The sequence below is a fragment of the Micromonospora sp. NPDC048169 genome, assembly GCF_040652815.1.
In the GTDB taxonomy this organism is placed as follows: Bacteria; Actinomycetota; Actinomycetes; order Mycobacteriales; family Micromonosporaceae; genus Micromonospora.
In genome coordinates this window covers 31612-50160 of the sequence record NZ_JBEZMS010000013.1, presented here as the reverse complement: position 1 = coordinate 50160, position 18549 = coordinate 31612, and the positions used below count along the sequence as shown (strand labels likewise).

Annotated in this window: 19 protein-coding genes; 9 read left to right on the top strand and 10 right to left on the bottom strand. The window is 74.0% G+C overall.

The window, feature by feature from the left end; genetic code table 11:
- Window positions 1–111: 111 nt before the first annotated feature.
- Together AB0D28_RS14115 and AB0D28_RS14110 are read left to right on the top strand one after the other, a co-directional pair.
- Entirely contained in the window at window positions 112–1029 is a 918-nt protein-coding gene (locus tag AB0D28_RS14115) for an AraC family transcriptional regulator (protein ID WP_357385681.1), read from the top strand.
- 7 nt (window positions 1030–1036) lie between these two features.
- On the top strand, window positions 1037–1492 hold the full coding sequence (locus AB0D28_RS14110; protein WP_013284925.1) for an Rrf2 family transcriptional regulator: 456 nt from the start codon (window positions 1037–1039) through the stop codon (window positions 1490–1492).
- Window position 1493: 1 nt separating this feature from the next.
- Here the strand turns inward: AB0D28_RS14110 and AB0D28_RS14105 are convergent, their stop codons facing one another.
- Together AB0D28_RS14105 and AB0D28_RS14100 are read right to left on the bottom strand one after the other, a co-directional pair.
- Window positions 1494–2105, bottom strand: a complete 612-nt coding sequence (locus tag AB0D28_RS14105) for a malonic semialdehyde reductase (RefSeq protein WP_357385678.1) — start codon at window positions 2103–2105, stop codon at window positions 1494–1496.
- On the bottom strand, window positions 2102–2665 hold the full coding sequence (locus AB0D28_RS14100) for a flavin reductase family protein (RefSeq protein ID WP_357385676.1): 564 nt from the start codon (window positions 2663–2665) through the stop codon (window positions 2102–2104). The genes AB0D28_RS14105 and AB0D28_RS14100 overlap by 4 nt, the downstream gene beginning before the upstream one ends.
- 393 nt (window positions 2666–3058) lie before the next feature.
- On the opposite strand from AB0D28_RS14100, the gene AB0D28_RS14095 reads away from it, so the two are divergent.
- Together AB0D28_RS14095 and AB0D28_RS14090 are read left to right on the top strand one after the other, a co-directional pair.
- Window positions 3059–3238: a DUF4236 domain-containing protein gene (locus tag AB0D28_RS14095; protein WP_013284922.1), complete on the top strand. Its 180-nt coding sequence runs from the start codon at window positions 3059–3061 to the stop codon at window positions 3236–3238.
- Between the two features lie 110 nt (window positions 3239–3348).
- Window positions 3349–3867 (top strand): potassium channel family protein, encoded by a 519-nt coding sequence (locus AB0D28_RS14090; RefSeq protein ID WP_357385674.1) that lies wholly within the window; start codon window positions 3349–3351, stop codon window positions 3865–3867.
- On the opposite strand, the gene AB0D28_RS14085 is transcribed toward AB0D28_RS14090, so the two are convergent.
- Complete coding sequence (locus AB0D28_RS14085; protein ID WP_357385672.1) at window positions 3833–4735, bottom strand: hypothetical protein; 903 nt, start codon at window positions 4733–4735, stop codon at window positions 3833–3835. The genes AB0D28_RS14090 and AB0D28_RS14085 overlap by 35 nt on opposite strands.
- Before the next feature lie 48 nt (window positions 4736–4783).
- Window positions 4784–5305, bottom strand: a complete 522-nt coding sequence (locus AB0D28_RS14080) for a VOC family protein (protein ID WP_357385670.1) — start codon at window positions 5303–5305, stop codon at window positions 4784–4786.
- 50 nt (window positions 5306–5355) lie between these two features.
- On the opposite strand from AB0D28_RS14080, the gene AB0D28_RS14075 reads away from it, so the two are divergent.
- Together AB0D28_RS14075 and AB0D28_RS14070 are read left to right on the top strand one after the other, a co-directional pair.
- Window positions 5356–5826: a MarR family transcriptional regulator gene (locus tag AB0D28_RS14075; protein WP_357385868.1), complete on the top strand. Its 471-nt coding sequence runs from the start codon at window positions 5356–5358 to the stop codon at window positions 5824–5826.
- A 48-nt stretch (window positions 5827–5874) separates the two neighbouring features.
- Window positions 5875–7452 carry a tetratricopeptide repeat protein gene (locus AB0D28_RS14070; RefSeq protein ID WP_357385668.1) on the top strand — a complete coding sequence of 526 codons (1578 nt, stop codon included), beginning with the start codon at window positions 5875–5877 and terminating at the stop codon, window positions 7450–7452.
- Between the two features lie 4 nt (window positions 7453–7456).
- Here the strand turns inward: AB0D28_RS14070 and AB0D28_RS14065 are convergent, their stop codons facing one another.
- Window positions 7457–8860 (bottom strand): HAMP domain-containing sensor histidine kinase, encoded by a 1404-nt coding sequence (locus AB0D28_RS14065; RefSeq protein ID WP_357385666.1) that lies wholly within the window; start codon window positions 8858–8860, stop codon window positions 7457–7459.
- A complete protein-coding gene (locus AB0D28_RS14060) occupies window positions 8857–9513 on the bottom strand; it encodes a response regulator transcription factor (protein ID WP_357385664.1) in 657 nt (218 codons plus the stop codon). Before AB0D28_RS14060 ends, AB0D28_RS14065 begins: the two co-directional genes overlap by 4 nt.
- 95 nt (window positions 9514–9608) lie before the next feature.
- Between AB0D28_RS14060 and AB0D28_RS14055 the strand changes: the two genes are divergently transcribed.
- On the top strand, window positions 9609–10718 hold the full coding sequence (locus AB0D28_RS14055; RefSeq protein ID WP_357385662.1) for a sigma-E factor regulatory protein RseB domain-containing protein: 1110 nt from the start codon (window positions 9609–9611) through the stop codon (window positions 10716–10718).
- A gap of 241 nt (window positions 10719–10959) precedes the next feature.
- Window positions 10960–13179, top strand: coding sequence for an AAA family ATPase (locus AB0D28_RS14050; protein WP_357385866.1), 2220 nt, complete (start codon window positions 10960–10962; stop codon window positions 13177–13179).
- A gap of 201 nt (window positions 13180–13380) precedes the next feature.
- Here AB0D28_RS14050 and AB0D28_RS14045 read toward each other — a convergent pair whose 3' ends face one another.
- On the bottom strand, window positions 13381–13803 hold the full coding sequence (locus AB0D28_RS14045; RefSeq protein ID WP_216932774.1) for a hypothetical protein: 423 nt from the start codon (window positions 13801–13803) through the stop codon (window positions 13381–13383).
- Window positions 13804–14109: 306 nt separating this feature from the next.
- On the opposite strand from AB0D28_RS14045, the gene AB0D28_RS14040 reads away from it, so the two are divergent.
- Window positions 14110–14442, top strand: coding sequence for a hypothetical protein (locus tag AB0D28_RS14040; protein ID WP_357385660.1), 333 nt, complete (start codon window positions 14110–14112; stop codon window positions 14440–14442).
- A gap of 61 nt (window positions 14443–14503) precedes the next feature.
- Here AB0D28_RS14040 and AB0D28_RS14035 read toward each other — a convergent pair whose 3' ends face one another.
- The 3 genes from AB0D28_RS14035 to AB0D28_RS14025 all read right to left on the bottom strand — a co-directional run bounded on the left by AB0D28_RS14035 (window position 14504) and on the right by AB0D28_RS14025 (window position 18416).
- Entirely contained in the window at window positions 14504–15493 is a 990-nt protein-coding gene (locus AB0D28_RS14035) for a sporulation protein (protein ID WP_357385658.1), read from the bottom strand.
- Between the two features lie 102 nt (window positions 15494–15595).
- Window positions 15596–16372 (bottom strand): DeoR/GlpR family DNA-binding transcription regulator, encoded by a 777-nt coding sequence (locus AB0D28_RS14030; RefSeq protein ID WP_357385656.1) that lies wholly within the window; start codon window positions 16370–16372, stop codon window positions 15596–15598.
- A gap of 34 nt (window positions 16373–16406) precedes the next feature.
- Window positions 16407–18416: a beta-galactosidase gene (locus AB0D28_RS14025; protein WP_357385654.1), complete on the bottom strand. Its 2010-nt coding sequence runs from the start codon at window positions 18414–18416 to the stop codon at window positions 16407–16409.
- Window positions 18417–18549: the final 133 nt, after the last annotated feature.

The following is an 18549-nucleotide window of genomic DNA, read 5'->3' as shown; positions in this document are numbered from 1 at the left end:
ACCCCGGCCCGGGGTCTTACCGATCGGTAACCTAACCGCCGGGCTCGGCTGCCGACAAGAGCGGGCGAAACCGTCGAGATGCAACGTGCGGGCGCTCCGGTTACCGTCGGGATGATGGTCACTACCGGTCAGCCCTCCCCGGCCACCCGCACCGGCCCGCCGCGGCTCCGCTCCGGCACCGACGAGATCGTCACCGGTGTGCTCGGCGACCTCGCCGCCGAACCCGGCTGGCCCCGCCCGGTCCTGCTCGACCGTGATCTGCTGATCCTGGTCACCCACGGCCACGGCACCGCCGAGCTGGACTTCCGGCCGGTCCCCTGCCGTCCGGGCACGCTGCTGCGCGCGCATCCCGGGCAGGCGCTGCGGTTCGTCGGCGCGCAGCTCGACGCGACGGTGGTGAGCTGGCGGCCGGACGCGCTGCGCGGCCTCGACGTCGACCCGGACGCGGTGCCCGCCCACCGCCAGCTCGCCGGTGAGGACGAGGACGCGGTGATCAGCGAGGTGAGCCAGCTCGCCGTGGACGCCGACCGGCATGCGCTGGTGCCGGCCGCCGCGGCGCTGCTGCGCCACCAGCTCGCCGTCCTGCTGCTGCGGCTGAGCCTGCTGCCGCGCCCGGGCGACGGCGCGACGCCGCGGGCCGAGACGGAGACGTTCCGGCGGCTGTGCCGGGAGGTGGAACGCGGCTACCGGCACACCCGCCGGGTCGAGGACTACGCCGCCGATCTCGGCTGTTCGGTGCGTACCCTGACCCGGGCCTGCCTGGCGGTGACCGGCCGCAGCGCCAAGCAGGTGATCGACGAGCGGGTCGCGTTGCAGGCGTGCCGGCTGCTCGCCGCCACCGACGAGTCGATCGCCGCGGTCGGCCGGGAGCTGGGTTTTCCCGAGCCGACCAATTTCGGCCGCTTCTTCACCCGCGAGGTGGGGGTGAGCCCGGGGACGTTCCGGGCCGAGCGCGAGCGCCCGCTGCCCGTCCGTCTGGTGCGACCCCGGCCGCCCGCCGACTCCCCCGTGCCGGGCGGCCAGGCATGATGGCACTGTGCAGATCTCCGCGCGCGGCGACTACGCGGTCCGGGCAGCCCTGAGCCTGGCCACCGCGTACCCGACCCTGCTGTCCACCCAGGCCATCGCGGCGGAGCAGGACATGCCGCGCAAGTTCCTCGAGGCGGTCCTGGCCGACCTGCGCCGGGCCGGGGTCGTCCGGGCCCAGCGCGGCGCCGAGGGCGGCTACACGCTGGCCCGGCCGCCGCGTGAGATCACCATCGGGCACGTGTTGCGCGCCGTCGACGGTCCGCTGGCCGGGGTACGCGGGCTGCGCCCCGAGGAGACCCGGTACGAGGGCGCGGCGGAGAACCTTCCCCGGCTCTGGGTGGCGGTGCGCGCCTCGGTGCGCCGGGTGGTCGACGAGGTGAGCCTGGACGAGCTGGTCAGCGGCCGGTTGCCGGCGCACGTGCGCAAGCTGACCGCCCAGCCGGACGCGTGGGAGCCGCGCTGACTCACAGGGTGCCGACCACGTCCTCGTAGGGCAGGCGCGGCAGCCGTTCCCGCCAGGCGTCCGGCGCCGGGCGGCCGATGTTCATCAGCAGCAGCACCCGGTGCCGCCCGCCGGGGAAGAACTCCCGTTCCACGGCTGCGGCGTCGAAGCCGGCCATCGGTCCGGCGGCCAGCCCGGCGGCGCGTACGCCGACCAGCAGGTAGCCGATCTGGAGCGCGGCGTTGAACCGGGCCTGCGCCTCCCGGCCGGCCGGGTCGCCGGTGAACCAGTCGCGGGCGCCGGGGCGGTGCGGGAACAGTTCGGGCAGCCGGTCGTGCCAGTCCACGTCGGCGGCGAGCACAGCGGTCAGCGGCGCGGTGGCCGTCTTGTCGCGGTTGCCGGCGCTGACGTACGGCAGCAGCCGGGCCCGGGCCGCCGGGGAACGCAGCAGCAGCACCCGCAGCGGCTGGGCGTTCATCGCTGTCGGGCCGTACCGGATCAGGTCGTGGACGGCGCGGACCTGTTCGTCGCCGACCGGCTCGTCGGTGAACGCGTTGGCGGTGTGGGCCGCCCGGAACAGCAGGTCCTGGGCGGCCCGGTCGAGTGCGATCAGCTCGTCGACGGCGGCGGTCACCACGCCTCGGGCCAGTCGCCGAGCGTGGTGGTGTAGCGGCCGCCGTGGTGCAGCAGCGGGTCGCCGTCCTCCCCCGCGCCGAGCGCGAGCGGTTCGCCGAGCAGGATGGTGTGGTCGCCCGCCTCGATCCGGCGCACCACCCGGCACAGCAGCACGGCCAGCGCGTCGCCGATCAGCGGCACGCCGAACGGCCCGGTGGTCCAGCCCGGGTGGGCGCTGAACCGGTCGATGCCGCTGGTGGCGAAGATCTGCGCGATCTCCTGCTGCCCTGAGGCGAGCAGGTGCACGGCGACGTGCTCGGCCTGCTCGACGGTGGGCCAGCTCGACGACGCGCGGCCGAGGCAGACCGACACCAGCGGCGGGTCGAGCGACACCGAGGTGAACGAGGTGGCGGTGAAGCCGGCCGGCGGCAGGTCCGGCCGCATCCGGTTGCCGCGCAGGCCGGGCGTGGTGACCACGGTGACCGTGGACGCCTGGCGGCGCAGCAGGTCGCGGAAGGAGTCGACGTCGACGGGGCGCAGCTCGACGGTCCCGGCGCCGGGCCGGTCCACGGTGGTCACGACGGCACCGGCTCACGGCGCGGCGGGGATGTCACGTGGTCCACGAGAGCCTCCAGTACAGGGGTAGCAGCGGCGGCGCTGTGTTCTCTCCCGGTACCCCCGGATGAGGGAAGCGATGCGGGGCGACCGGCTCTCATGCTGCCGACCGCTCTCGGCGCCGGTCAACGCCCTTCCAAAGAGTGAGACCTTCGTCGCTGGCATTGTTACCAACCGTCTTCACCAGCATTTACGACTCCTTAAGACCTACCCGTTGGATAGAGATTTTGCCGGGCGCGAGTCCCACCGTCCAGAGCGGACCGGGCATGGTTTCGCGAATCGTCGATCCGGGCATGTTCGTTGCCGCGAAGGCAGGGAGACGACTGCAGAGGCAGGGAGACGAAGGAGGCACCCCCGATGGGCGTCCAGTTCCGCAAGCGCAAGAAGTACGGACCGCTGATCCTCCACTTCACCCAGAACGGCTTCTCGTCGTGGAGCATCAAGATCGGCCGCTGGTCCTGGAACTCGAACACCCGCGCCCACCGCGTGGACCTTCCGGGGCCGCTGTCGTGGAAGCAGGACAAGACCCGGGCCTGACACCCGGACGTGGATCGGGGCGCCGGCTACTGGCCGGCGCCCCGATCGTCATACCGGCGGGGATCGCGGTTCCGCCGACCGCGGCGCACCGGTGACCGGAGAATCGCGGCATGGTGGACCTGTCCCTGCGGCGGATCAGACGGCGGGCCGTGACGGCCTGCCTGCTCATGCTCGCCGGCTACTTCCTCGTGCCGGTCGAGGCCGACCCGAACGGCCTGCGGCTGGCCCTGCGCTCGGCCGGCACGCTGGTGCTGGTGGCGGTGATCGCGTTCCTGGTCACCGGCCAGGTCCGCCGCCAGCTCGTCCGGGACCAGCCGACCGGCCGGGACGAGGACCGGGCGCTGACCCGGCTCGCGGTCGCGCTGATCGCCGGGCTGCTCGTCTTCGCGCTCGGCGACTACGTGGTGGCGAACACCCGGCCGGGCGAGTTCGCCGGGCTGCGGACCCGGGTCGACGCGCTCTACTTCGCGCTGGCGACGCTCACCACCGTCGGCTACGGCGACGTGCACGCCCAGGGCCAGATCGCCCGGGTGGCGGTGTGCGCGCAGATGGTGTTCAGCATCGGCGTGGTCGCCACCGGGGCGTCGATAGTGGTCAAGCAGATGACGCAGCGTTCGGGACGGCGCTGATCAGCACGTCCCCGCCGAGCCGGCCGTGCTCCGGGTCGCGGGTCACCGCGCCGGAGGCGAGCAGCGAGGCCAGCGCCCGGTTGGCGTCGGCGGCCCGGTAGACGGTCGAGGTGGTGGCGAAGCGGCGCAGCTCGGTGACCGTACGCGGGCCGGAGCGGGCCAGCTCGGCAAGCAGTTCCCGGCGCAGCGGGCCGGGCTCGGGGTCGAGCGAGATGTCGAGCAGCCGGCCCTGCGGGTCGGCCGGGTCGCGGTAGCGCACGCCGGCGTACTCGTCGACCGCCCAGAGCGCGTCCTTGACCGCCTCCAGCCCTCGGTCGGAGCCGGTGCCGTAGCCGAGCAGCCGGGCCGGACCGTCCCCGTCCGGCACCAGCTCGACCTCGGTGACGAGCGGGAACCCCGCGTCGGTGAGCACCTGGCGCAGCGGCCGGCCGGGCGCGGTGACGAGCAGCAGCTCGGCCGGACGCCCGGACGCGGCGGCGGCCAGCAGGGCCGGGTCCGGGTCGGCGCCGTCGGCGACGACGAGCAGCGGAGCGCCGGCCGCTCCAGCGGCCTTGAGCGCCACCGGCAGCCGGTCCGGGCCGCCGGGCACCAGGTGCACGGCGACGTCGGGCGGCAGCGCGGCCTCGGCCGCGCCGAGGCGTACCGGCAGGTCGGTGCCGTCGTCGGCCACCACCAGCACGGTCAGCCGCCGCCCGCGCAGCCGGTCGGCGAACTCGGCCACCACCCGCAGCGCCTCCTCCGCGCCGGAGGCGTCGTCTCCGGCGTACGCGAGCGCGAGGGTGGCCCGCCGCGCCCGGTGCAGCGCGGCGGGGAGCCAGTGGTCGAGCCGGCGGACGAGCAGCTCGCGCAGGAGGGCGTCGGTGGACATGGTGCCGTTTCTACCGCACCGCGCGGCGGGCGCGGCCGGGAACCCCGCTCAGACCGGGACGGAGATGCCCACGCCGCCGCGGGTCTGCCCGCCGTAGCGCTGCCGCTCGCGGTCGAGGTCGAGCCGCCCGATGCGGGTACGCGCGGCGAGCGCGGCGTCGTCGAGCAGGTCGGCCGGGACGATCCAGACGATCTCGAACTCCAACCCGTCCGGGTCGCGGCCGTAGAGGCTCTTTGTGGTGCCGTGGTCGGACGCGCCGACCAGCGCACCGGCGGCGGACAGCCGCTCGGCGGTGGCGCCCAGCTCGTCGAGCGTGTCCAGCTCCCAGGCCAGGTGGTAGAGACCGACGGTGGCCCGGCCGGCCTGGGACGCCCCGGCCGCCGCGCCGATGGAGAACAGGCCGAGGTCGTGGTCGTTTGTGGAGTCGGGCGCCTGGAGGAAGGCGGCGCCCCGGAAGCCCTCGGGAGTCATCGGGACCCGGCGGAAGCCCAGCACGTCGCGGTAGAAGGCGACGCTGCGTTCCAGGTCACTGACGTAGAGGACGGCGTGGTTGAGTCGGTGGATGCCCATGTCAACGACCGTACCCCGGCTTTGTTGAACATTCAACTATTGCCGGTATGATGGTCGTCATGACCCGGTGGCTGGATCCCGACGAGCAGCGGACCTGGCGGGCCTTCCTGACCGCCTCCCGGGCGCTGATGGACACGCTCGACCGCGAGCTGCAACGCGACGCGGGCATGCCGCACGCGTACTACGAGATCCTGGTCCGCCTCTCCGAGGCCCCCGGCCGGCGACTGCGGATGAGCGAGCTGGCCGAGCTGACCGGCTCGTCGCGCAGCCGGCTGTCACACGCCGCCGCCCGGCTGGAGGCGTCCGGATGGATCCGCCGGGAGGACTGCCCCACCGACCGGCGCGGGCAGGTCGCCGTGCTCACCGGCGAGGGCTTCGCCACCCTGGCCGCCGCCGCTCCCGGCCACGTCGAGGGGGTACGCCGGCACCTGTTCGACGCGCTCAGCCCGGCCCAGGTCGACCAGCTCCGGCGGATCAGCGAGACGCTCGCCGACCACCTGACGGATTCGGGACCAAACTGATCCACTCCGGGGCTTGTACATACCGTCGCCGGACGAGCACGATGGGGCGTGTCCTCCGGCTTCGCTGACCTGACCGTCCAGGCGCACCAACTGGTGTCCGAAGGCGACCTCGACGGCGCGCAACGGCTGCTCGCCGACGCGCTCAGCGACGCCGATCCCCGTCCCGGCAACGCCTCCCCCGAGCTGGCCGAGGCGGCCGGGCTCCAGGCCCGGCTGCTCGTCGCACTCGGCGAGCCGCACTCCGCGCGCGGCTGGGCCGCGTTCGCGTACGCGGCGTCCACCCGGCTGTTCGGCCGCTCCGACGAGCGCACCGTCACCGCCGCCGCGACGCTCGCCGCGGTGCTGCACCGGGTCGGCAGCGACGCCCGGGCCGCCCGGCTCTACTCCGACGTGATCATCGAGCTGACCGCCCGCGACGGCCCGGAGTCGCAGCGGGTGCTCGCCGCGCACGCCGACCTGGCCACCGTGGAGTACGCGCGCGGCCAGTGCGAGGTGGCCCGCGACCGGTTGCAGGACGCCTGGGAGCTGCACCGGGAGGTCTACGGCGACGGCCATCCCAGCGGCATCAAGATGCTGGCCAAGCTCGGCGCGATGGAACGCGACTGCGGCCGGTACGCCGACTCGCACGAGCACCTGACGCTCGCCGAGGAACTGTGCCGCCACCACCTGGATCCCGACGACCCGCTCGCCGCCCAGGTGGCCGGGCTGGCCCGTGCCGCCGCCGACCCGGACCACGTCTGTGCCGCACCCGCTCCCGAGCCGCCGCCCGCCCGGACCGCGCCGGTGGTGCCCGCCGCCCGGGTCCCACCGGCCACCGAGGGGCCGCACGACCTGCCGCCGTACTCGCCGCCGGCGCTCGACGACCCGGTCGAGACGCCGCTCTACCACCCGCCGGGACGGGCCGCCGAGGCCGCGCACGTGCCGACACCGCGAGCCGCGCCGGAGGCGGACGGCGACGCGTTCGACGACTATCCGTGGCCGCCCGAGGGGCCGGCCGAGCAGCCGTGGCGCCCGGACGCCGACCCGTTGCCGCCCACAGTGGTCGGGCTCGCCGACGACGAGCCGGCCGGCGTACGCCGGGTGCCGCCACCGCCGCCCGAGCCGCCGTCGAGGTACCTGCCTGTGCACGTGCCCCGGCCACCGGCCGCCGAGCGTCGCACCCGGCCCCAGCTGCCGCTGGTGGTGCTGGGCGTGGCGGTGGCGCTGCTGCTCGGCACCATCGCGGTGATCGCCGGGGTGTCCCGGGTCGACGACGGCCGCGGCACGCCGCCTCCGGCCTCCGGCGCACCGCCCTCCAGCGCGCCGCCGCCGACCTCCGCCGGACCCGCGCCGACCACACCGGCCGCCGCCGCCCCCGGCACGCCGCCCGGGCGGTTCACCCTCACCGACCGGCGCGACAGCATCGTGCTGAGCTGGACATACCCGGCCGGCGCCGAAGGGCCGGTGGTGGTCGCCGGGGGCCGCACCGGGCAGCCGCAGGGCACGTTCGCCACGCTGCCCGCCGGCTCGGTCGACTACATCGCCTACGGGCTCGACCGCACCACCGACTACTGCTTCACGGTGGCGCTCGTCTGGTCCACCGACACGGTCGCCCGCACCGGGCCGGTCTGCACCAAACGCCGCTGACCGCTCACTCCCCGTCCGGCTCGGCCAGCGCGGGCAGCCGTACCGTCGCGCGTAGCCCCGGCGCTGCGGCGCCGGGCGTCGCGTCGCCCAGCTCGACCGTGCCGCCGGCCCGGCGCACCAGCTCGCGCACGATGGCCAGGCCCAGGCCCGCGCCGCCCACGTCGCGGGCCCGCGCGTCGTCGAGCCGGGTGAACCGGGCGAACACCCGCTCCCGGTCCGCCGCCGGGATGCCCGGCCCGTCGTCGGTCACCGTGATCAGGTGGTACGCCCCGTCCGGCCCGCCCACCGCCAGTTCCACACCGGAGTACGCGTGCCGCAGCGCGTTGTCCACCAGGTTCACCAGCACCCGGCGCAGCTCCCCCGCGTCCCCCTCGACCCACAGCGGCCCGTCGGATGGCGTCAGCCGCACCGGCGGGGACGGGTAGCGGGCCGCCACCGTCCGCAGCAGCTCCCCCAGCTCCACCGGGCCGACCGGCGACGGCCGCACGTCCTGCTCGTCGAGGCGGGCCAGCAGCAGCAGATCGTCGACCAGGCGGCTGAGCCGTTCGGTGTCGGCGAGCAGGTCGTCGGCGACCGCCGGCCAGTCGGTGTCGTCGCCGAGCCGCCGGGCCACCTCCAGCTCGGTGCGCATGTTCGTCAGCGGGCTGCGCAGCTCGTGCGCGGCGTCCGCGACGAACGCCCGCTGCCGGTCCCGGGACGCGGCCAGCCGGTCGAGCATGTCGTTGAGCGTGACCGCGAGCCGGTGGATCTCGTCCTGCCCGGCCGGCACCGGGAGCCGCTCCGCCCCGGCCCGCCCGGTGATCTCGGCGGCGCCGCTGCGCAACTGCTCGACCGGCCGCAGCGTCGCGCCCACCACCCGCCAGGCCACCACCCCGAGCCCGGCGACCAGCACCGGGAAGCCGACGAGCAGCAGGTTGCGGACCACGTGCAGGCTGTGCCGCACGTCGGTGAGCGACTTGGCCACCAGCACCGTACGCGGCTCCTGCGCCGTGCCGGCCGGCACCGTGACCACCCGGACCGGGCCGGGCATGCCGGCACGCCGCCCGTCCACCACCAGCCGCTGCCGCTGCCCGGGGCGCAGCTCGTCCGGGCCGAGCATCGGCACCAGGCGGTCCGCGTCGATCGAGGCGGCCCGGATGCGGCCCTGCGCGTCGACCACCTGCACCCGCAACTGACCGCCCGCGACCGGCAGCGGATCCGGCAGCGCGTCCTCGGCGGCCAGCCGCGCCACCGCGTCGGCGGTACGCAGCGCCTCCTCGTCGACCGAGCGCTGCAACGTCCAGCCCAGCGCGCCGAGCAGCAGCGCCGAGCCGAACGCGAACCCGGCCACCAGCCCCAGCACACCGAGCGCGAGCAGCCGGGCCCGCAGGCCGAGGCGCGGCAGCGGGCCGCGTACCCACCGGCTCATGTGGCCAGCCGGTAGCCCGCGCCGCGCACCGTCTCCAGCCGCTCCCGGCCGATCTTGCGGCGCAGGTAGCCGACGTAGACCTCCACCGCGTTCGGCGCGGTGTCGACCGAGGCGTCCCAGACGTGGTCCAGCAGCTCGGTCTTCGACACCACCTCGCCGGGGCGGCGCATCAGGTAGTCCAGCAGCGCGTACTCGCGGCTGGTCAGCACCACCTCGGCGTCGGCCCGGGTGACCCGGCGGCGGGCCGGGTCCAGGCGCAGGTCGCCGACGGTGAGCACGGCCGGCCGCCGGGGCGCGCCGCGGCGCAGCAACGCCCGCAGCCGGGCCAGCAGCACCACGTACGAGAAGGGTTTGGTCAGGTAGTCGTCGGCGCCGCAGTCCAGGCCGTCGGCCTGGTCGTACTCGCCGTCCTTGGCCGACAGCATCAGCACCGGCAGCCAGCGCTGCTCGGCACGCAACCGGCGCACCACCTCGTAGCCGGAGAGGCCGGGCAGCATCACGTCGAGGATCATCGCGTCGTACTCGCCGTGCCGGGCCGCGTCCAGCCCGTCCGGGCCGTTGGCCGCCACGTCGACCGCGAAGCCCTCCGCCGACAGGCCCCGGCGCAACGCCGCCGCGAGCCGCGTCTCGTCCTCCACCACCAGCAAGCGCACCGGTCCAGGGTGCCACCACGGGCTCACCCGTAGGGGATCTCCTCAGCGTGGTCACAGCGACGACCGCGCAGCATGGTGCGCAGGAGGTGCACACTATGTCAGTGATGAAGAACCGCGCCGTGCTGCGCTGGCTGGTCCCGGTGACCGCGGGGGTCGCCGTGATCGGCGGTGGCGCCGCCGTCGGCACGTTCGCCGCCGGCGCCGACCCGGCGCTGCCGCCGCGCAGCGCCGCCCAGCTCCTGGAAGACCTGCGCACGTCCCGCCTGGACGGGCTCTCCGGCACCGTGGTGCAGCGCGCCGACCTCGGCCTGCCGCCGATCGCCGCGCTCGCCGGGCAGGCCGCCGGCAACGACCTGGCCGGCCTGGTGTCAGGTACGCACACGCTGCGCGTCTGGTACGGCGGCGAGGACCGGCAGCGGCTCGCGCTCGTCGACACGCTCGGCGAGCAGGACATCCTGCGCAACGGGCGCGACGTCTGGACGTGGAACAGCCGGGCGAACACCGCCACGCACCGGGTGCTGCCGGCCGACGCGCCGGACCGGACCGTCGTGCCGGCCACCCCGGCCGACGCCGCCGACCGGGCGCTGGAGGCGATCGACCCGACCACTGCGGTCACCGTCGGCCGCACCGCGACAGTAGCCGGACGCAGCGCGTACGAGTTGGTGCTCACCCCGCGCGACAAGGCCTCCCTGGTCCACCAGGTACGGATCGCGCTGGACGCGAAGGAGCACGTGCCGCTGCGCCTCCAGGTGCTCGCCGACGGGCAGGACGAGCCGGCGTTCCAGGTGGCGTTCACCCAGGTCGACTTCCGCACGCCGTCGGCCGACCAGTTCCGGTTCAACCCGCCGCCCGGCGTGAAGGTCACCGAGGCGACCGAGGGCGAGCGGCCCGGACCGGCGGGTAAGCGGTTCGACCGGAAGGACGCCGAGAAGCCTGACGTGCGTACCGTCGGCACCGGCTGGACCACCGTGGTGGTCGCCAAGATCGACGGGGCGGCGAAGGACGGCGGCGCGAAGCCCGGCGCGGACGCGCCGGACGCCCAGATGCTGGCCGGCGTGCTCGGTGACCTGCCGAAGGTCAGCGGCGACTGGGGCAGCGGCCGGCTGCTCAGCGGCAAGCTGTTCAGCGTCCTGCTGACCGACGACGGGCGGGTGATCGCCGGGCTGGTCACGCCGGAGCGGCTCTACGAGGCGGCAAAGGGCTGAGACATGCCGTGCCCGGGGCTCGGTCGACGCGCGTCGGCCGGGCCCCGAGTCGTGTCCGGGCTTGGTCGGGTGGCGGTCGACGCGCTATCTTTACCAGTTCAGGCACAAAAAAGGAATGGCTTCTGAATGCCATTCCTGCGGCAATTTTAGTCAATGAGGAGCCGGATTGTCAACGCACTCCGACGTGTCGGCTGACCTGCGCCCGGACGACGAGATCGGCCGGGAACAGGAATACGTCTCGATGCTGTACGACCGGCTGGACGGCATGCGGGAACAGGCCGCCCGGCGGCTCGACGAGGAGTTGCGCCACACCGGCGGAACCCAGCAGGCTCGATCGCAGCGCGACTCGACGGTCGCGATGTACGCCGACCAGGTCGAGCAGTTCTCCGCGGTGGAGAGCGGCCTGTGCTTCGGCCGCCTCGACGGCGACGACGGCGCGGTCCGCTACATCGGCCGAATCGGGATCTTCGACTCCTCCGGCGACTACGACCCGCTGCTGATGGACTGGCGTGCCCCGGCCGCCCGCCCGTTCTATCTGGCCACCGCCGCCAACCCGCAGGGCGTACGCCGCCGTCGCCACCTGCGCACCCGCGACCGCAAGGTGACCGGGCTCAACGACGAGGTGCTGGACATCACCGCCGCCTCCCCCACCGCCCACGAGGAGCTGACCGGCGAGGCGTCGCTGCTCGCCGCGCTCAACGCCGGGCGCACCGGCCGGATGCGCGACATCGTCGAGACCATCCAGGCCGAGCAGGACCGGATCATCCGCGCCGACCTGCCCGGCGTCATGGTGGTGCAGGGCGGGCCGGGCACCGGCAAGACGGCCGTGGCGCTGCACCGGGCCGCGTATCTGCTCTACACCCACCGACAGCAGCTCTCCACCCGGGGCGTGCTGCTGGTCGGCCCGAACGCCACGTTCCTGCGCTACATCTCCCAGGTGCTGCCCACGCTCGCCGAGACCGGCGTGCTGCTGCGTACCCAGGCCGACCTTTTCCCCGGCGTGCACGCCCGGCGCACGGAGCCGGCCACCACCGCCGCGCTGAAGGGCCGCGCGGTGCTGGCCGACGTGCTCGCCGCGGCGGTACGCGACCGGCAGTGGGTGCCGGACGAGCCGGTCACCATCGAGCTGCCGCAGCGGGAGGTGCTGACGCTCGACCCGGAGACCGTGCGGCAGGCCCGCGACCGGGTACGCCGCACCGGCCGGCCGCACAACCTGGCCCGCGCCCTGTTCGACGTGGAGATCGTGCACGCGCTCGCCGACCAGGTGGCCGAGCGGATCGGCGCCGACCCGCTGGGCGGGGAGAACCTGCTCTCCGAGGCCGACCGCGCGGAGATCCGCCGCGAGCTGCGCGAGGAACCGGAGATCCGGGCCGCGCTGGACGAGCTGTGGCCGGTGCTGACCCCGCAACGCCTGCTCGCCGACCTGTACGCCTCACCGGAGCGGATCGCCACCGCCGCGCCGATGCTCACCGACGCCGAGCGGGCCGCGCTGCACCGCGAGCCGGGCGGCTGGACGCCCGCCGACGTGCCGCTGCTGGACGAGGCGGCCGAGCTGCTCGGCGAGGACGAGCGCGCGGCGGTGGCCCGCCGGGAGCGGATCCGGGCGCTGGAACGCGAGTACGCCGAGGGCGTGCTGGAGATCTGGCGCGGCTCCCGCTCCATCGACGTGGAGGACGAGGCAGACGGCGGTGAGATCCTCGGCGTGACCGACCTGATCGACGCCGACCGGCTCTCCGAGCGGCAGGAGGAGTCCGACCGGCTCACCACCGCCCAGCGCGCCGCCGCCGACCGGACGTGGGCGTTCGGGCATGTGATCGTCGACGAGGCGCAGGAGCTGTCGCCCATGGCGTGGCGGCTGCTGATGCGCCGCTGCCCCAGCCGGTCGATGACGATAGTCGGCGACGTGGCGCAGACCGGCGCGCTCGCCGGCACGCCGTCGTGGGGCGAGGCCCTGGCGCCGTACGTGGCGGACCGGTGGCGGCTGGAGGAGCTGACTGTCAGCTACCGCACCCCGGCCGAGATCATGGCGGTCGCCGCCGACGTGCTGGCCGAGATCGACCCGGCGCTGCGGCCACCCCGTTCGGTACGCGCCACCGGCGTACCGCCGTGGGACCGGACCGTACCGGCGGACCGGCTCGTGACGGAGCTGGTCGAGGCGACCGCCGGGGAGGCCGCGTCCCTCGGCGACGGGCGCCTCGGCGTGCTGGTGCCCACCGGCCGGGTGACCGAGCTGGGCGGCGCGGTGGTGGCGGCGCTGCCGGAGGCGACAGTGGGCGAGCAGCCCGAGCTGGCGAACCGGATCGTGGTGCTGACCACCGAGCAGGCGAAGGGCCTGGAGTTCGACTCGGTGCTGGTGGTGGACCCGGCCCGCATCGTCTCCGAGTCGCCGAGGGGCCACAGCGACCTCTACGTGGCCCTGACAAGAGCCACCCAGCGCCTGGGCATCCTCCGCACCTCCTAACCCACCCCACCGGGTTCCGCCTCCCCCGGGTCCGTCGATCATGGAGTTGTGGCCCGGGCATGCTTCGCGAAGCGGGCATTCGGCGGGCCGAAAGTGCAAGATCGGCGAGTGCGTGACGGGACAGTCAGGCGTCCACGGGGGAAGCGTGGACACGGCGGCGGGAGGCGGCCTGAGGCCGCCTCCCGCCGTTCCGCTGGTCGGTCAGCCCGGGTTGGGGCGGTTGTTGGTGAAGTTGCCCACCTGGGCGCCGGTGGCCGAGTTGTCACTCGTGGAGCCGCCGGCCGGGGTGCTCAGGCCACCTGTGCTCGCGTCACCTGTGGTCGTCGGCGCCACCTTGCCCGGGTGCTTCTCCGGCTGCCGGGCCACCCGGCGCACGCTGGCCGGGCCGGCCGTACCGCCGGTCGTGGTCACCGCGCCCTGACCCCGGGTCGGTCCGCCGTCGCGCAGCACCGTCGGGTCGACGGGTACGTCCGCCGGGTCGTCCGGGTCGAGTTCCTGACGCATCCGCTCGACGTCGGTCTGCGGCACCGTGACCTCGTCGAGCGCGCCCTCGCCGTACACGCCTCCGGCGACCCGCTGCTCGGCCCGCCGGGCGGCGTCCTGCCGCATGTCGTCCTCACGCACGTCAACCACCTCGCAGCTGTGTCGGGGTATCGGTGTGGCGTGCCCGAGGCTGGGTGGCTGAAACCGGAACCGGCGACAGAAGGTCCGGTACGTGCCCGTAAGTCCGGTTTCGGAAACCCACGCCGACCGGCGGTTACCTTGTCTCCGGCCCCGGGTAGACCCAGGTTGCCCCCGCCACAGAGCGCGAACCGTGCCGTGGCCGACCTGCGGTAGCGGGGCGAGGGTGTGCAGGTAACGACTCATCAAATCCTTGAGGAGGACCAGATGAGCACGCAGGCTGCATCCACCAGGCCGATGAACCGGCCGATGTCCGACGTTCAGAACCGGTCGAACATGCAGGACACGTCGACCCGGCACATGCCGTCGATGCACGACGGTCACCGGGAGCAGATGCCGTCCCCCGGTACGGAGACGAAGCAGGCGTTCCTGACCACCGAGTTCTGGGTGTACGCCGCAGCGGTCGCGCTCGTGGCGATCGCCGCGTTCTGGAAGGGCACCACCGCCAACGGGCTGAACATCAACAACCCGAACCAGGCGTGGTGGTACCTGACCGCGCTGACCGGCGCGTACCTGGTCAGCCGTGGCCTGTCGAAGGCGGGCAGCGCGCGCCGCTCCGGCCGGGAGCGCCGCGGACGTTGATCGCACGCCGCGCCAACGGCGACGCCCCCGGGATCCGTCCCGGGGGCGTCGCCGCGTGTGCTCACTCCTCGCCGAAGTCCCCGAAGTCCTCGTCGCCGCCGTCGAACGCCTCTTCGATCAGCTCACCGGCGACCAGGCCGCCGGCGACACCGAGCGCGGCACCCGCGACCACGCCGCCCATGCCCGGGCCGCGCCGCCCGTGCCCGGCGTAGCCGTGGTGACCCGGGTAGCCGTGGCCGCCGGGCGGCATACCGAAGCCCTGGGCCCGCAGGTTGCCGTAGCGGCCCGTGAGCTCCCGCACCCACCCGTCGACGACCTGCACCCAGTCGGTACGGGCGGCGTCGCTGTGCGGAACCGAGTAACGGCCGATCACGTCGTGCCCGGGGCGGAGGAAGCCGCCGCGCTTGTCGCACTCCAGGATCACCTCGACGCCCTGCTGGCTGGTCACGAACGTCAGCTCGACCTCGTTGACCGTCTGCGCGTACTGCGGCGCGGCGAAGAACTCGATCTCCTGGTAGAACGGCAGCGTCTGCGGCACGCCGTAGATGTGGCCGCGCTCCAGGTCGGCGTGCTTGAACCGGAAGCCGAGCGCCTGGAACGCGTCGAGGATCCGCTCGTGGATCGGCAGCGGGTGCACCGACACCTGGTCCAGGTCGGACTTGTCGACCGCGCGGGCCACCGCCAGCTCGGTGCGCAGGCCCATGGTCATGCCGTGCAGGCGCTGGCCGTACACGTCGGTGATCGGGGTCTCCCACGGCACCGGCATCTGGAACGGGATGGAGAGCTGCTGCTTCGGGGCCAGCTCGAAGGCGCCGCTGACCGGCATCCGGTGGAACTCCATCACGCCCGCGTACTCGTGGTCGCCGCTCTCGATCTCGACCCGGGTCACCAGACCGATGGCGATCTGCTCGATGCGGGCCGGCGCGTCGCCGCCGACGAGGTTCACGCGCCCGTCCAGGGCCAGGCCCGGGCGGGTGTTCGGGTTGCTGAGCACCGTGTCGACGCTCGGGCCGCCCACGCCGAACGCGCTCAACATCTTCTTGAAGACCATCGGTCACTCCCGTGCGACTGCGCTCCGACATGGACCGTCGGGCGCTGGTCAGGGCACCCTAGACGGCAGGGCTGAGAAGTGGCTGTGAGGCACGCGGTGGTCTCAGTCCGCGCGGACCACCACCAGCTCGCCGACCTGTTCACCGAGCTGCCGGCGGGCGTCCGGCGGCAGGCCGCCGTCGGTGATCAGCATGTCGGCCTCCTCCAGCGGGGCGATGGTGGCGATGCCGATGGTCTCCCACTTGGTGTGGTCGGCGAGCACCACCAGCCGCCGCGCGGACCCGATCAGCCGCCGGTTCACCGCCGCCTCCAGCAGATTCGGCGTGGTGAACCCGGTACGCGGGCTCATCCCGTGCACGCCGAGGAAGAGCAGGTCGACGTTGAGCGCGGCGATGGCCGCCTCGGCGACCGGGCCGGTCAGCGCGTCCGACGGGGTACGGATGCCGCCGGTCAGCACCACCGTCTGGTCGGCACGCGGGTTCTGGTAGAGCGCGTCGGCCACCGGGATCGAGTTGGTGACCACTGTGAGCCCGCGTACCTCGGCCAGCCGCGCCGCCAGCGCGGCGGTGGTGGTGCCGGCGGACAGCGCCACCGCCATGCCCGGCTCGACCAGCCCCGCGGCGCGCTCCACGATGGCGCGTTTCTCGGCCTGCTGCCGGACCGACTTGGCGGCGAACCCGGGCTCCTCGGTGGAACCGGGCCCGGCGAGTGTCGCGCCGCCGTGCACCTTGTCGATCAGGCCGCGCTCGGCGAGCACCTCCAGGTCGCGGCGGATCGTCATGTCGGACACCCCGAAACGGCTGACCAGGTGACTGACCCGGACGCCGCCGCTCTGGCGGATCAACTCCAGGATGGCGCTCTGCCGTTGCTGGGCGAGCATGGGAACCTCCTCGGCGCGAACGGCCACGTAGCGGTCAGGCGTTCGCGGGCACCGGCGCGGGCTCCTCGCGGACCACCGCCACCTCACCCGCCGGCACCTCCAGCTCGCCGTCGCACCTGACGCCGCCGAGCAGTTCGGTGCCGGTGACCGCCAGCCGGGCCGGCTCGGTGGTGTGGTTGACCACGAACAGCCAGCTCCGGTCCGCCGAGCGGCGGCGGACCACCTCCACCCCGGCCGGCGCGCCCACCGGCGGACGTACCCCGGCCTCGGCGAGCAGCCGCGCCACCAGCCGGTCGATGGCCTCGTCGTCGAGCCGGGTGCCGGCGTACCAGGCGGCGCCCGCGCCGACCGCGTGCCGGGTCAGCGCCGGCACGCCGGGCAGGGGCCCGTCGGTGTACGCGGCCAGCACCTCGGCGCCCTCGGCGTGCAGCCACTCGGTCCACACGTCGGCGCGGGCGCCGTCGTCGAGGCGTACCGTCTCGCCGTCCCGCAGCGGGAAGAACTCCTCGACGCGTACGCCGAGCAGGTCGCGGAACGCGCCGGGATAACCGCCGAGCCGGATGTGGTCGTACTCGTCGACGATGCCGCTGAAGTAGGTGACGAGCGCGGTGCCGCCGGCCTCCACGAACCGGCGCAGCGCGTCGGCGTCGGCGTCACGGACGAGGTAGAGCGTGGGTGCCAGGACGAGCCGGTAGCGGGACAGGTCGGCCGACGGGTGCACCACGTCGGCGGTGATCCCGGCCCGCCAGAGCGCGGCGTGCAGCGCGGACAGCCGGTCGGTGTAGGTGACGTCGACGCTCGGGTGGGAGTCGAGTTCGGCGCCCCACCAGGCCTCGTAGTCGAACAGGATCGCCACGTCGGCGTCCACGCGGCTGCCGCGTACCTCCGCGAGGGCGCGCAGGTCGGCGCCGAGCCGGCAGACCTCGCGGAACACCTTGGTGTCCGGTCCGGCGTGCGGGACCAGCGCGGAGTGGAACTTCTCCGCGCCGGCCCGGGAGGCCCGCCACTGGAAGAACAGCACCCCGTCGGCGCCGCGCGCGACGTGGGCGAGGCTGTTGCGGCGCATCTGGCCCGGTGTCTTGGCCACGTTGCGGGGCTGCCAGTTGACAGCGCTGGTGGAGTGCTCCATCAGCAGCCACGGCGCGCCGCCCGCGATGCCCCGGGTGTGGTCGGCGGCCAGCGCCAGGTTGACCTGCGGCTGCGGGTCGGCGGCGGTGAGGTAGTGGTCGTTGGCGACCACGTCCACGTCGGATGCCCAGGAGTGGTAGTCCAGGTACTTGATGCCGGTGCCGATCATGAAGTTCGTGGTGACCGGCTGCGGGACGAGCCGGTTCAGCAGTTCCCGCTCGGCGCGCAACTGGGCGCGGTGCTCGTCGGAGGAGAACCGCAGGAAGTCCAGCTGCTGGGTCGGGTTGGCGAACGTCGGCGCGGTACGCGGCGGGTTGATCTCGGCCCAGTCGTGGTAGCGCTGGCTCCAGAACGCGGTGCCCCAGGCGGCGTTGAGCGAGTCCAGGTCGCCGTAGCGCTCGCGCAGCCAGCCGCGGAACGCGTCGGCGCTGACGTCGCAGTAGCAGTGCACGTTGTGGCAGCCGAGTTCGTTGGAGACGTGCCAGAGCACCACGGCGGGGTGCCGCGCGTACCGGCGGGCGACGGCCTCGACCAGGGCGAGCGAGTGGTCCCGGAACACCGGCGAGCTGGGGCAGTACGCCTGCCGGCCACCGGGCCAGAGCACCGTGCCGTCGGCGCGGCGGGGCAGCGTCTCCGGGTGCCGGTGCGCCAGCCACGGTGGCGGGCTGGCGGTGGCGGTGGCCAGGTCGACGCTGATGCCGCCGTCGTGCAGCAGGTCGATCGCCCGGTCCAGCCAGTCGAAGACGTACCGGCCGGGGGCGGGCTCCAGCAGTGCCCAGGAGAAGATGCCGACCGAGACCAGGTTGACCCCTGCTCGTCGCATGAGTTCGACGTCCTCGGCCCACGTCTGCTCGGGCCACTGCTCCGGGTTGTAGTCCGCGCCGTACCAGATGCCGTCGCCGTGCCAGTTCCGCATGACAGCAGAGGGTGCCCCCGAACAGCACCCAAGTCAACACTTTCCAACATCGACTGAAGTTCCAACGTTTACCGGCTCTTTGCCCTGCCTTACCGCCGACAGCGTCGTCTTTTTGCCCTCTTGACAGCGCCGC

Coding starts and splice junctions, on each gene's coding strand:
- AB0D28_RS14115 (WP_357385681.1), top strand. CDS start 112: ATGATGGTCACTACCGGTCAGCCCTCCCCGGCCACCCGCACCGGCCCG.
- AB0D28_RS14095 (WP_013284922.1), top strand. CDS start 3,059: ATGGGCGTCCAGTTCCGCAAGCGCAAGAAGTACGGACCGCTGATCCTC.
- AB0D28_RS14090 (WP_357385674.1), top strand. CDS start 3,349: ATGGTGGACCTGTCCCTGCGGCGGATCAGACGGCGGGCCGTGACGGCC.
- AB0D28_RS14085 (WP_357385672.1), bottom strand. CDS start 4,735: ATGTCCACCGACGCCCTCCTGCGCGAGCTGCTCGTCCGCCGGCTCGAC.
- AB0D28_RS14080 (WP_357385670.1), bottom strand. CDS start 5,305: ATGGGCATCCACCGACTCAACCACGCCGTCCTCTACGTCAGTGACCTG.
- AB0D28_RS14075 (WP_357385868.1), top strand. CDS start 5,356: ATGGTCGTCATGACCCGGTGGCTGGATCCCGACGAGCAGCGGACCTGG.
- AB0D28_RS14065 (WP_357385666.1), bottom strand. CDS start 8,860: ATGAGCCGGTGGGTACGCGGCCCGCTGCCGCGCCTCGGCCTGCGGGCC.
- AB0D28_RS14055 (WP_357385662.1), top strand. CDS start 9,609: ATGTCAGTGATGAAGAACCGCGCCGTGCTGCGCTGGCTGGTCCCGGTG.
- AB0D28_RS14050 (WP_357385866.1), top strand. CDS start 10,960: ATGCTGTACGACCGGCTGGACGGCATGCGGGAACAGGCCGCCCGGCGG.
- AB0D28_RS14040 (WP_357385660.1), top strand. CDS start 14,110: ATGTCCGACGTTCAGAACCGGTCGAACATGCAGGACACGTCGACCCGG.
- AB0D28_RS14035 (WP_357385658.1), bottom strand. CDS start 15,493: ATGGTCTTCAAGAAGATGTTGAGCGCGTTCGGCGTGGGCGGCCCGAGC.
- AB0D28_RS14030 (WP_357385656.1), bottom strand. CDS start 16,372: ATGCTCGCCCAGCAACGGCAGAGCGCCATCCTGGAGTTGATCCGCCAG.
- AB0D28_RS14025 (WP_357385654.1), bottom strand. CDS start 18,416: ATGCGGAACTGGCACGGCGACGGCATCTGGTACGGCGCGGACTACAAC.